Source organism: Verrucomicrobiota bacterium (assembly GCA_016200005.1).
Taxonomy (GTDB): Bacteria; Verrucomicrobiota; Verrucomicrobiia; order Limisphaerales; family PALSA-1396; genus PALSA-1396.
This window is the reverse complement of the sequence record JACQFP010000031.1, coordinates 157,354-169,386: the sequence shown is the minus strand read 5'-3', so window position 1 is coordinate 169,386 and position 12,033 is coordinate 157,354. Positions and strand designations below refer to the sequence as shown.

The 12,033-nt window shown below is 56.1% G+C and carries 15 protein-coding genes; 9 read left to right on the top strand and 6 right to left on the bottom strand.

Annotation, left to right across the window (positions count from 1 at the left end):
- Positions 1 to 115 precede the first annotated feature (115 nt).
- Positions 116 to 766 carry a hypothetical protein gene (locus tag HY298_11865; protein MBI3850955.1) on the bottom strand — a complete coding sequence of 217 codons (651 nt, stop codon included), beginning with the start codon at positions 764 to 766 and terminating at the stop codon, positions 116 to 118.
- A 142-nt stretch (positions 767 to 908) separates the two neighbouring features.
- On the opposite strand from HY298_11865, the gene HY298_11860 reads away from it, so the two are divergent.
- Positions 909 to 1,184 (top strand): helix-turn-helix transcriptional regulator, encoded by a 276-nt coding sequence (locus tag HY298_11860; GenBank protein ID MBI3850954.1) that lies wholly within the window; start codon positions 909 to 911, stop codon positions 1,182 to 1,184.
- A gap of 228 nt (positions 1,185 to 1,412) precedes the next feature.
- Positions 1,413 to 2,849, top strand: coding sequence for an arylsulfatase (locus HY298_11855; GenBank protein ID MBI3850953.1), 1,437 nt, complete (start codon positions 1,413 to 1,415; stop codon positions 2,847 to 2,849).
- A gap of 50 nt (positions 2,850 to 2,899) precedes the next feature.
- On the opposite strand, the gene HY298_11850 is transcribed toward HY298_11855, so the two are convergent.
- On the bottom strand, positions 2,900 to 3,784 hold the full coding sequence (locus HY298_11850) for a formylglycine-generating enzyme family protein (GenBank protein ID MBI3850952.1): 885 nt from the start codon (positions 3,782 to 3,784) through the stop codon (positions 2,900 to 2,902).
- A 296-nt stretch (positions 3,785 to 4,080) separates the two neighbouring features.
- Between HY298_11850 and HY298_11845 the strand changes: the two genes are divergently transcribed.
- The 5 genes from HY298_11845 to folK all read left to right on the top strand — a co-directional run bounded on the left by HY298_11845 (position 4,081) and on the right by folK (position 7,800).
- Complete coding sequence (locus tag HY298_11845; GenBank protein MBI3850951.1) at positions 4,081 to 4,971, top strand: alpha/beta hydrolase; 891 nt, start codon at positions 4,081 to 4,083, stop codon at positions 4,969 to 4,971.
- 97 nt (positions 4,972 to 5,068) lie between these two features.
- Positions 5,069 to 5,425 carry a hypothetical protein gene (locus tag HY298_11840; GenBank protein MBI3850950.1) on the top strand — a complete coding sequence of 119 codons (357 nt, stop codon included), beginning with the start codon at positions 5,069 to 5,071 and terminating at the stop codon, positions 5,423 to 5,425.
- A gap of 169 nt (positions 5,426 to 5,594) precedes the next feature.
- Positions 5,595 to 6,473, top strand: coding sequence for a 4-hydroxy-tetrahydrodipicolinate synthase (locus HY298_11835; protein MBI3850949.1), 879 nt, complete (start codon positions 5,595 to 5,597; stop codon positions 6,471 to 6,473).
- A gap of 65 nt (positions 6,474 to 6,538) precedes the next feature.
- Complete coding sequence (locus HY298_11830; GenBank protein ID MBI3850948.1) at positions 6,539 to 7,273, top strand: 4-hydroxy-tetrahydrodipicolinate reductase; 735 nt, start codon at positions 6,539 to 6,541, stop codon at positions 7,271 to 7,273.
- Positions 7,270 to 7,800, top strand: coding sequence for a 2-amino-4-hydroxy-6-hydroxymethyldihydropteridine diphosphokinase (gene folK / locus HY298_11825; protein MBI3850947.1), 531 nt, complete (start codon positions 7,270 to 7,272; stop codon positions 7,798 to 7,800). Before HY298_11830 ends, folK begins: the two co-directional genes overlap by 4 nt.
- 20 nt (positions 7,801 to 7,820) lie before the next feature.
- Here folK and HY298_11820 read toward each other — a convergent pair whose 3' ends face one another.
- Complete coding sequence (locus HY298_11820; GenBank protein MBI3850946.1) at positions 7,821 to 8,735, bottom strand: TIM barrel protein; 915 nt, start codon at positions 8,733 to 8,735, stop codon at positions 7,821 to 7,823.
- Positions 8,736 to 8,755: 20 nt separating this feature from the next.
- Positions 8,756 to 10,084, bottom strand: a complete 1,329-nt coding sequence (locus HY298_11815) for an MFS transporter (protein MBI3850945.1) — start codon at positions 10,082 to 10,084, stop codon at positions 8,756 to 8,758.
- Between the two features lie 120 nt (positions 10,085 to 10,204).
- Here HY298_11815 and HY298_11810 point away from each other — a divergent pair, with 120 nt between their 5' ends.
- Both HY298_11810 and maf read left to right on the top strand, forming a co-directional pair.
- Positions 10,205 to 10,777, top strand: coding sequence for a DUF1802 family protein (locus HY298_11810; GenBank protein MBI3850944.1), 573 nt, complete (start codon positions 10,205 to 10,207; stop codon positions 10,775 to 10,777).
- 1 nt (position 10,778) lies between these two features.
- Positions 10,779 to 11,339, top strand: a complete 561-nt coding sequence (gene maf, locus HY298_11805) for a septum formation protein Maf (GenBank protein MBI3850943.1) — start codon at positions 10,779 to 10,781, stop codon at positions 11,337 to 11,339.
- 36 nt (positions 11,340 to 11,375) lie between these two features.
- Here the strand turns inward: maf and HY298_11800 are convergent, their stop codons facing one another.
- Both HY298_11800 and HY298_11795 read right to left on the bottom strand, forming a co-directional pair.
- Complete coding sequence (locus HY298_11800) at positions 11,376 to 11,792, bottom strand: type II toxin-antitoxin system VapC family toxin (GenBank protein ID MBI3850942.1); 417 nt, start codon at positions 11,790 to 11,792, stop codon at positions 11,376 to 11,378.
- Positions 11,792 to 12,007, bottom strand: coding sequence for a hypothetical protein (locus HY298_11795; protein ID MBI3850941.1), 216 nt, complete (start codon positions 12,005 to 12,007; stop codon positions 11,792 to 11,794). The genes HY298_11800 and HY298_11795 overlap by 1 nt, the downstream gene beginning before the upstream one ends.
- Positions 12,008 to 12,033: the final 26 nt, after the last annotated feature.

Below are 12,033 nucleotides of genomic sequence, written 5' to 3'. Positions count from 1 at the left end.
GTTGCTCCGACTCGTCTCGGCCCTGCTCCAGGAAACCAGTGAAGTCTGGGAAACCGGAAAAGTTTACCTCAACATGGAATGCCAAACCTAGCCCTCAGTTTGATGCTCAACAAATTTACAGAAAAAGAATTGCGCCGCCCAAGTCCAGATAATAAGGTGGTGGCCCTGAACCTGCCGCTTGTTCTCTGTTACCAAATTCAATGTAGTTTCCGTAGGTTGTAGTGCTCGAAAAGCTCAGAATTGCAATTGGCGAATTACTCAAAAATACCGAGATCATGCTCCCGGAGTCCGTAATCAAAAAATCGTAGTAGGTGTTCATGTCGATGGTTGGGGCGGCTGCCGCCAAGAAAGTTCCGGTCTGAAAATTCCAGAGTTGGAGGGTTTGAGATGCGCCGTAATCTGGGTTCGAGCCAGACGTAAATTGAATCCCAATTCCGCCGATACGTACCTGCGAATTAGTGTCCACTCTTGTTCCATCACTTCTGACCAAGACTTTGAATCTGTCGTATTCCCACCCCGAAATGCGAAAGCGGCCTGATACTGATGCGTTCGGGAATTGAGCGACGGTTGTGAGCCATGAACCGTTCACAAAACGCACGTTGCCTGAAGATTCAGAAATCGAGGAATTGCCAAACGAAGTAACAAACGTGCTCCATAGAGCAGGATTGATTGACGCACCATTAAAGTCGTCGGTGAGCGATTGAGCCGTAGCACCACCGGCCACAGCTAGGCACGCTGTCAAAATAGAGGGATATTTTATTTTCATTTGATTGAGCAGTTAAGCTTCACGGACTGAATTTCTTGCCCTTGAGGGTGGCCCCGTGCAACTGGTGCCCAGATTGGTAAGATTCAGCAACGCTACCGTTGGATGGGTGTTTTAGTCAAGCTCAAAATACGATGCTGCACGCGTGGCAGCTACCGCAATCACACGGCTCTTGACCCGGTTAAAAGACCTCAGAGCGCACCATAACCTGACCCAGGAAGCGTTCTCCGAGTTGAGCGGGATTTCCTACAAGTACTACCAGGCCATTGAAGCCGGTCGAAAAAAGGATTTGCGGCTGTCCACCCTGGAGCGGCTGGCGAAAACCTACGGAATCGAGGTCCATCAACTCATTTCGCCCGACTTGCCGAAAACCAGCGTAGGGAAAATCCGCAGCCGGGTTTCCAAGGGCAAACGGGGCTGACTGGATGAGTCGCTGGCAGATCAGCAAAACGTTGCAGCCGAAGTGATGAGGCTCCAATTAGCTTCGAATTTCGGGATCCGGATTCTTGATCAGAGCCTCGTCACCTCGGCTGCTACATCAGGGAGGGAGTTTCAGGCCACGCACTTGGCGGACTCAACCAATCAGCGGGTTTTTGCGTTCATTTGATTGGACGAAGCGCCTCGTTTCTTGAAAAATGCCGGCAGCATTATGACCAAGAGAATTTCATCGGGCTTCTGGCACGCGGTGATTGCGCTCCTAGCCACGAGCCTGCTCGCGTTGTCTGTCGCTGCTCAGGCACCCAAAGTCACGCGCCCCAGACCCCAGCACAAACCCAACATCATTTTCATTCTGGCGGATGACCTCGGCTATGGCGATGTCGGTTGTTTCGGGCAAAAGAAAATCAAAACGCCCAGCCTTGATCGCATGGCTGATGAAGGAATGCGCTTCACCAGCGTTTATGCCGGCAGCACGGTTTGCGCGCCGTCGCGGTGCGCGCTCATGACCGGTCTGCATTCGGGCCACGGCTGGATTCGCGGCAATTCATCGCTCGCTTTGCGACCGGAAGATGTGACGGTCGGTGAAATTCTGAAACAGGCCGGCTATCGCACCGGCGTCATTGGCAAGTGGGGACTCGGCCTGGAAGGTTCATCGGGTGTTCCCGGCAAGAAGGGTTTCGACGAATGGTTTGGCTATCTCGATCAGCATCACGCTCACAATTACTATCCCGAATTTCTCTGGCGCAGCGACCCGCAAGGGAACGAACGTCGCGTGTTGCTGGACAAGAATCAGAACGGCCAGAAGGGCGAATATTCCCATGACTATTTCACGTTCACCGCGCTGAACTTTTTGAACATCAACAAGGACAAACCGTTCTTTCTTTATCTCGCCTACACGATCCCGCACGCGAACAACGAATTGACCCGCGCCACCGGCAACGGCATGGAAGCGCCGGGCGATTCGCCTTACGCCAATGAGCCGTGGCCGCAACCGGAAAAAAACAAGGCCACGATGATCACCCGTCTCGACCGCGACGTCGGCATCCTCCTGTCCAAACTCAAAGACCTGCAGATCGACGACAACACGATTGTTTTTTTCTCCAGCGACAACGGCCCGCACAAGGAAGGCGGCAACGATCCCGATTTCTTCGAGAGCCGCGGGCCTTTGCGCGGCATCAAACGCGATCTTTACGAAGGCGGCATCCGCGTGCCGACGATTGTTCGCTGGCCGGGCAAGATCAAGGAGGGCGTCGTCAGTGATTTCCCGTGGGCGTTCTGGGATTTCCTGCCGACGGCGGCGGAGATCGCGAGTGTCAAGCCGCCGCCGAACATCGACGGCATTTCCATTCTGCCGACGTTGCTCGGTCAGGAACAAACGAAGCGGCACGAGTTCTTTTACTGGGAGTTCCACGAGCGCGGCTCGAAGCAGGCCGTGCGGATGGGCGATTGGAAAGCCGTGCGGTTGAGTCCGGGTGTGCCGTTGGAACTTTACAACTTGAAAACTGATTTGGGCGAACAGACGAATGTCGCGAGCCAGCATCCGGAAATTGTGGCGAAGATTGAAGCGTACCTGAAAACCGCGCGGACGGAATCAGCGCAGTGGCCGCTCAAACCTGCCGAGGAGAAGAAGGCGGAGAAGAAATCGTAAAACCGGTAACTGCTGAAACTCCACGATTCGTTGTCTTGCATCACGCCTCGTCATTTCGAGCGCACACACCGAAAGCCGGTGTGCGACAACCCGGTGTCCGGCGTGCTTTTCATCCGCGCGCTGGGACGATAACCGATGCAATACAAGTCGCTGCACAAGTAAGAGCCGCCGCGTTGGACACGCTTCATCACTCCCGGCTCGTTGGGATCGAAACTCGTGTCTGGCCCGGGCGGATTTTCCTTCGGGCTGTGCGCATAGTAATCGGGCAGATACCAATCGGCGCACCATTCCCAGACATTTCCCGCCACGTCGTAAAGCCCGTAGCCATTCGGCGGGAACGACGCGACCGGTGCTGCGCCTTTGAAACCATCAGCCAACGTGTTCTCGTTGGGAAAGCGTCCCTGCCAGATGTTCGCCTGCCATTTGCCGCCGGGCACCTGCTCTTTGCCCCAGACGTAAGGTTGCCGGGCCAGTCCACCGCGCGCGGCAAATTCCCACTCGGCCTCCGTCGGCAACCGGTTGCCCGCCCATTTTGCATAAGCCATCGCGTCGTCCCAGGAAACGTGCACCACAGGAAATTTTTCGCGACCTTGGATGGTGGAATCCGGTCCTTCAGGATGACGCCAGTTTGCGCCCGGCACATAACTCCACCAGGCGAAATGATTATCCAACGCCACCTCGCCGGGCGGCGGCGTGAACACGATTGAACCGGGGACAAGATTTTCGGACGGCACACCGGGGAAATCTTTTGGATCGGGCTTGCGCTCGGCGACGGTAACGTAACCCGTTGCGCGGACGAACTTTTCAAACTGCTCGTTCGTGACTTCGGTCTTGTCCATCCAGAAACCATTCACCGTGACTTCATGTAGGGGCCGCTCGTCCGTTTGCCCTTCATCCGAACCCATCCAAAACGTGCCGCCCGGAATCCAGACCATGTCATTGGTGTCGGCAGGATGGGCCTGTGACGGCGACGTGCCGGCGGGTCTGACGGGATAGACGGGCGGTTGCTCGTGCCGCATCACGACGATCGAGCCGACCGCGACCCCGCCCAAAACCACCGCCAATGCAATGATGAACTGAACCGTTGATTTGTGATTGTCATCCGCTTCTTTACTCATCCACTTTGGAGTTTAATTATCGCGGCCTCATCCGCAACTAAAACCGCGCCGTGGTTGACTCGTCGATAATTTCCTCGTTGGCTTTGCCGCCATTTTACTTCACTTTTACCTGCATGAAAAATCTCCTTGCGATGTGGTTCAGCTTTTTAACTTTTGCCGCTGGCACGAATATTCATGCGGCGGATTTGGTCGTGCCCAACGACGTGGTATTCGAACAAGCCATCGAGTATTCCAATCCTGACAACCAACATCTGCAATTGAATCTGGCGCGACCGAAGAACGCCACCGGCCCGCTACCGGCAATTCTGTGCATTCACGGCGGCGGATTCCGCGCGGGCCATCGCGACGGCTACAACAAACTTTGCCTGACGCTGGCCCAAAAGGGTTACGTTGCGGCCACAGCCAGTTATCGCTTGTCGCCCAAGTATCAATTCCCCGCGGCGGTGCATGACGTGAAGGCCGCCGTCCGCTGGTTGCGGGCGAACGCGAAGAAATACAACCTCGACCCCGACCACATCGGCGTTACCGGCGGTTCAGCCGGTGGGCATCTCGCGCAATTCCTTGGCGTGACGGCGGGTGTCAAGCAATTCGAGGGCGATGGCGGAAACGCGGAGCAATCGAGCAGCGTCGCCTGCGTCGTCAATTTCTACGGGCCGAGCGATTTCACCAAATCCTATGGCAAGAGTGTGGACGCGGCGGAAGTGTTGCCGTTGTTTTTCGGCGGCAACTTGGAACAGGAACGCCATAAACACATCACTGGCAGTCCGCTCTATTGGGTGACCCCGGACGCCGCGCCGACGTTGTGCATCCACGGCACCGATGACAAATACGTCGCTTACGAACAGGCCACTTGGATTGTGGACCGCCTGAAAGCCTGCGATGTCGAGGCAGAGTTGCTCACGCTCCAGGGCGCGGGCCACGGTTTCAAAGGCGCGGATGCCGAACGGGCGGACGAGGCGATGCTCGCTTTCTTTGCCAGGCACCTCAAGCCGGAGAAAAAGTGAAACAGGTGTCCGAAAATCCTGTTGACGCCGGATGGATGCATTTCTACCATCGCCCCACAACCAAAACCAATCAGGCAACCTTCAACTCATTAATTATATGAAACGATACGCGTGGATTCTGACGACGGTTATGGCCGCCGCTTTATTGTTCGGCGGATGCGCGAAGAAGAGCAGTGTGGACACCGGCAAACTGGAAAGCAGTTTTCAATCGGCTGAACCGGCCACCAAGAGCAAGGTGGATTCGGCTGTTTCTGCCATCAAATCTTCGGATTTTGGAGGGGCGATGGCGTCGCTCCAAGGTGTGGCCGCGGACGGAAAACTGACGCCTGAACAGAAGCAAGCCGTCAGTGATGTTCTGGAACAATTGAAAACTGCCATGGCCAATACTGCCAACCAGGCTGCGGATGGCGCCAAGAAAGCCATGGACGACATGAAGAAATCAATGCCGAAGTAACTTTGGTTCCAAGTTGGTTCAGTGCTGTTCAACCCTCTGGTCCGAAAAGGCTGGAGGGTTTTTCATTTGCGGAGAGATCCGCCCGCGAAGTCAGTGGTTTTCCCGCCGGATTAAAATCAGGCTCGCCAAACGCGCTTCTTTGACTGAGTTTATCCGTCGCATTTGAATTATGTTCACTGGAACTTACACCGCCATCGTTACGCCGTTTAGAAACGGGCAGATCGACAAAGCCGCGCTGGAACGTCTCATCAAGATCCAGGTCAAAGCGGGTGTCGATGGCATCGTTCCGGTTGGTACGACGGGCGAATCGCCCACGGTCGATTACGAGGAGCACATCCAGATCATCGCCTTGTCCGTGAAATTCGCCGGCGGCAAAATCAAAGTGCTCGCGGGCACGGGCGGTAATTCCACCAGCGAAGCAATCTACCTGACTGAGCGCGCGGAGAAAGTCGGTGCGGACGGCTCGTTGCAGGTCGCGCCCTATTACAACAAGCCCACACAGGAGGGATTGTTCCAGCACTTTCGCGCTGTTGCGCGGAAGACGAAACTGCCCATTGTGCTTTATAGCGTTCCGAGCCGTTGCGGTATAGAGATCGGCGTCGAGACGGTCAAGCGTCTCGCTGGGGAATGCAAGAACATCGTTGGCATCAAAGAGGCCGGTGGCAATCCCGACCGTGTCAGCCAGCTTCGCGCCGCGCTTGGGCCGCGCTTTGAAATTCTCAGCGGCGATGATTCCCTGACGCTGCCGTTCATGGCTGTGGGCGCGCAAGGCGTCATCAGCGTGGCGTCGAACGTCGTTCCCAAGCAAGTCGCCCAAATGGTCAACGCGTTTGCCCGTGGCCAACTCTCGACCGCGTTGAAAATTCACGAAAAATATTATCCACTGTTCAAAGACTTGTTTGTCGAAACCAATCCGATCCCCGTGAAAGCAGCACTGGCCATGATGGGACAAATCGAGGAAGAATATCGGCTGCCACTAGTGCCGATGAATCGGAAGAATCGCGCGGTGCTCAGAACAACGTTGAAGCGGTGTGGCGTTTTGAATTAAGGTTGGAATTCCAGCTTTAGCTTGTTTCGAGCAGGCTAAAGCCTGAACTCCAACAAAACCCCAACATGACCAAAATCATCATCACAGGCGCGAAAGGGCGCATGGGCAGGATGCTCCTCGCCTGCGCCGCACATCATCCAGAGTTGCAGGTCGTCGGGCAGATTGATGTCGGCGACGATCTGCAAACTGTGATCGCGAAGGGTGACGTCGTCATTGATTTCAGTTCACACGACGCCACGGCGGGCATTGTTGCGCTCTGCGCCCAGCACAAGAAGGCGATGGTCATCGGCACCACCGGCCATTCGGACGCGGACAAATCGCAGATCGCACATTTCAAATCGCAGATTCCGATGGTGTTGGCGTCAAATTATTCCACCGGCGTCAATACGCTGTTCTGGCTGACGCGCAAAACCGCTGAAATCCTCGGCGAAGGCTTTGATCTGGAAGTTGTGGAGATGCATCATCGTCTGAAGAAAGACGCTCCAAGCGGAACGGCGACGACACTGGCGGAAATCCTGGCCGACGTTCGCAAGCAACAACTTGGCAAGGTAATCCGTCACGGACGCGTCGGGATGGTCGGTGAGCGCACAGCCACTGAAATCGGGATGCACTCGCTGCGCGGCGGCGATGTGGTGGGCGATCACACCGTCATCTTTGCGACGAACGGCGAGCGACTGGAACTCACGCACAAGGCCGCAAGCCGCGAGACGTTTGCCAACGGCGCGCTGCGCGCCGCCCAGTGGGTCGTCAAACAGAAACCCGGCCTCTACGACATGCAGGATGTGTTGGGCTTGAAGTGAAATCAGAAGCCAGAAGTCGGAAGCCAGAAGTCGGGGAGCACGTTTTCGTTGCCCTTGGTTCAAACCTTGGCGATTCCCGCCAAAGGATTCTACAGGCCATGAAGCGACTTCAGGAATTGTCCAGCCAGCCGCTGCTCAAATCGTCGCTTTGGCAAACTGCGCCGGTTGATTGCCCTCCCGGTTCGCCCAAGTTTGTGAACGCGGTCGTTGGTCTGGTGCCGCCTCAAGGCGAAACGCCCGAATCACTCCTTGCAAAGTTGCAGGCGATTGAAAAGAAATTCGGGCGCCACGCAAAAAAAATTCTCAATGAACCGCGGCCGCTCGATTTGGACTTGATCGCCTTTGGAACGCAGACACGCTCGACGGAGGAATTGACGCTGCCGCATCCGCGCGCGCACCAACGCCGTTTCGTCCTGCAACCGCTCGGCGAGATCGCGCCGGAACTGGTTTTGGCGGGCCAATCAAAAAGTGTGGTGGTCTTGCTTCAAGAGCTGCCGCCCGATGAGGGCATGACAAAAATAAACTGACGCAGTTTTGCCAGTTCAGTTCAACCTTTTGAGAACTCTGCGCGGACCTTTTCAAGCAGCCGTTTAGTCGCGCGCACACCGTCCGGCTCGCTGAGCTTGTTGCCTTCGTATTCGATGCCGAGATGTCCGTGATAGCCCGCGTCCAAGACGATCTTCAACATCCGGCGGTAATCGGTTTCCATGCAGTTGCCTTGCGCGTCGAAGTCGTGCGATTTGGCGCTGACGGCTTTGGCGAACGGCATCATCTCCGCCACGGCCTTGTAGCGGTCGTAATCCTGGAAGTTGCCGAAATCGGGCAGCGTGCCGCAGTTCGGCAGGTTCACTTTTCGCATCACCGAGGCAAGCCAGTCGCCGTGCGAAGTAATGCCGCCGTGATTTTCGACGAGGACGTTCAGTCCATGCTGGCCGCCAAATTCGGCGAGTCGATGCAGTCCATCAACCACACGCTCGCGCTGCTCGTCGGGAGTGCCCGAGGAATAGGCGTTGACGCGGATGGAGTGGCAACCAAAAAACTTCGCGGCTTCGACCCATTTGTAATGATTCTCGACGGCTTTCAGGCGCTTCTTCTCGTCAGGGTCGCCAAGTTGCCCTTCATCATCGCACATGATGAGCAGGATTTTGACACCGAGGTCGTCGGCACGCTTTTTGAATTCAGCCAGGTACTTTTCGTCCTTGGCCTTCTTCATGAAAAACTGGTTGACCAGTTCGATGGCCTCGATGCCGTGGTCCTGTTTGGCGACCTTGGGAAAATCGAGATGGTCCATCTTCTTGCCGAAGATGGCGCGGTTATACGACCACTCCGCGAGCGAAATCTTGAACAATGGTTTCTTGGTGTCTGCCGCCAACGCAGAAGTCATGCTGGACGTTAGCCCAACACCCGCTGCTGCGATAGTCGCTTGTTTGAGGAACGTGCGACGGTCGGTTTGTTCTTGCATAGGTATCAGGGGTTAAATGTTCAATGTGCGGTGGCCGGCTGGCCGGTCATCTCTGGTAGCTTTTTGGCGGGAGGTCGGAAGAACAACGCCAGTGCAATCGCCGCCACCACTGCCGCACCGCAAGGCAGCAGGAACAGGCTCTTGAAATCCACCACACCATTGTGGTTGAACGTCGTACCGATCAGCACCGGTCCGAGCATGTTGGCCACCAGCGGTCCCAAGCCGAGAATCATGAAGTTGAACAAGCCTTGGGCGCTAGCGCGCGCGTCTTTCGGGAAAAACTCATCCACGAAAATGTAAACGGTGGCGAAGAAGAAGGCGTAACAAATGCCGTGCAGCACGTTGACGAGGATGATGATTTCCTTGTGTTGCGGCAGAAATGCAAACACAGCAAAGCGCGCTGCATGTCCGAGAATGCCGAGGATCATCGTTGTCCGCCAGCCCAGCGCTTTGAGCGTCGCACCCAGGATGAGCATTGTCAGGATTTCCGCTATCTGACCGATGCTCATCACCGGCATGATCCAGTTGCCGGGAATACCCACACCACCTGCTTCAACGGCGCTGCCAAGGAAACGACCCGTCCAGTTAAAAAATAAATTATGCACCGTTGCATCAATGAAGGTCACGGCCCACAGCACCAAAATGAACGGCAGGCCGAGGAGTTTCATCGCTTCGAGCCAGGCCAGTTTGGGAACGCCAACCTCCGCCGACTTCGGCGGTGTGTGTGGCAGCGTCAAGCTGAAAGCGGCGAGCGCGAGTGACGCCACTCCGGCGACGACAAACGTCCATGTGGTGGCGTGCTGTAATGCTTCGCCCGTGAGACCAGAGCCCAACACGGTGCCCAGCCAGTTGATGACGCCTTGCGGATTCGCCGCCTTCACTTTGTCCCAGTCCACCAGAATGAAAGTGAACGGCCAGGCGGCCAGAATCCATCCAATCGTTCCGCCCATGCGCACGACGCCAAATTCCTTCTGTGCGTCTTTCATCTGGGCGAAGGCAATTGAGTTCGTGATCGAAATCGTCGGCACATAGAGCAGGCAGTGAACCAGCATGAGCAGGAAAAAAGGCCAGAACGAATGCACCCAGGCCAGCGAGAGGATCGCCAGCCCGGCGATCAGATGACTCACCGCAAGAAACTTCTCCGCGGCAAAGTTCCGGTCGGCGAACTGATTGCTGAAAAACATCCCGACGATCGCGGCGATGGGAAAGGCGTTTAATATCCATGACTGTTCGCCGGCTGAAAAACCCAAGCTCGGCAAGTAACCGAATATCAACGGCAGCCATGCGCCCCAGATGAAAAACTCCAGGACCATCATGAGAAACAGTTTGAAGCGGATTGCTTTATTCATAGGTTGCTGGGTGCGGACGTTACGGGAAAGGTGGCCCTGTGGCAAGCACGGAGACAGTTGCCGGCGACACGCATCGGCGGAGCGCTCGACTTTCCTTCTACCTCACCGTAAAGTCCCGCCATGCACATCGCGTTCAAAGAATGGGCTATCATCGTCGATGCGCTGGGCTGCGGTGAGCAGATCATCATTCTGCGCAAGGGCGGGATCAACGAAAGGCGTGGCGGATTCCGACCGGAACATTCACAATTCCTTTTGTTCCCAACGCAGTTCCATCAACAACGGGAATCAGTGCTGCCCGCGGCGCAAGTCCGATTCGACCGGATTTCGGTGAATTGTCCCGACCCATCCAAATTGCGCCTGGACATTTTTGCCGAGGTGGTCGTAGTCCAACGACTCGGTTCGCTGGCCGCCGCCGAACGATTGCGCGGACAACACATCTGGCGCGATGAAGTCATTGCCCAACGATTTGATTGGGGAAAGGAGAAGAACATCCACGCGCTGGCCGTGCGCGTGTCTCGGCTGCCGCAAGCTGTCGAGTTGCCGATGTCGCCGGCTTACGGCGGCTGCAAGTCCTGGGTGGAACTGGAAACCGACGTCGCGACCGCTGGGGCGAGACCGGTTTTGTCTGAAGAAATGTTCACGGAAAAGCTGAGCCAGTTTCGCACTGCGCTTGAAACGGCGGCGGCGGCCTGAGATGAACCTGCCGCCGCTCATCCTGGCTTCGGCGTCGCCGCGCCGCGCGGAACTGCTTCGCCAGTTGCCTTGGGAATTCAGCATCGTTCCCAGCGACGCTCCCGAACTCCAGCACGAGCACCTGACCGCGACGGAAATCTCCCAGGTCAACGCCTATCGCAAGGCCCGCGCCGTCGCCAAGAAATTCCCCGACGCGCTCATTCTCGGCGCGGACACGGTAGTTTATCTGGGCACGCAGTTGTTCGGCAAGCCCGCCGACCTCGCCGAGGCGCAGCGGATGTTGGCCCAACTGCAAGGACGGACGCACCAGGTGATCACGGGAGTGTGTTTGCTTCACCTGCGCAGCCATCGGCAAAAAGTTTTTGCGGAAAGCACGGACGTAACGTTTCATCCGCTGAGCGACGAGCAAGTCCGTGATTACCTGTCGCGCATCAGTCCGCTCGACAAAGCCGGCGCTTACGCCATTCAGGAAAATGGCGATCTGCTTGTAGAAAAAATCTCCGGCTCGTTCAGCAATGTGGTCGGTTTGCCCGTCGAGCGAGTGCGTAAGGAATTGACGTAGTGGGAACGAACGAATTGAGGTTTTTGCGCGCCTGCATCAGACCGGTGGTGTTACGATGGGGAGGGAGGCGAACAATTGTGCAAAGTCGGAACTGTTGCGGGTCAAGAGTCCTTGGAAACGGGTTGCGAAAGCGCCAATCAACACATCGGCGATTGGACGTTTGGTCACGTTGCCTTGTCGCTTTTCGGCCACGTGTTTTGCCCAGGCTGCAAACGCCGCCTGGGTGTCGGCCAAGGTCCATGCTTCCGGCCACGGAATGTTTACTTTCTCCAGAAATTCACCGACTGAAGCATATTGACCGGCGAACACCGGCGCCAATTCCACGACGGAAACCGGACAAACCACCAAACCGTCAGTTTGCTTTTCCTCCAAAAGGTGTGCCGACCCGGAACAAAACTTTGGATCATCTATTGCCAAATCAATCAACAGGCAGGTATCCACCACCCAGGCCATTAGCGTTCCCCTTCGCGAAGAATCCTCATCCACTCGTCTGTGGTCAGTGGTTGCACGTGAAATTTACGCGCAAATCCTCGCGCAGCCATGACTCCTTTGCCAAAGGACGTCGGCTGGTTGGGGCGCTCGATTTCTGCAAGCCAATCCAGCAATGCTTTGGCCTTTGCCTCGGGCAGGGTTTTCACCTTCTTGATGGCGAGTTCAACAGAGCTCATACGGTCGAATAATAACCTTGCGGCCG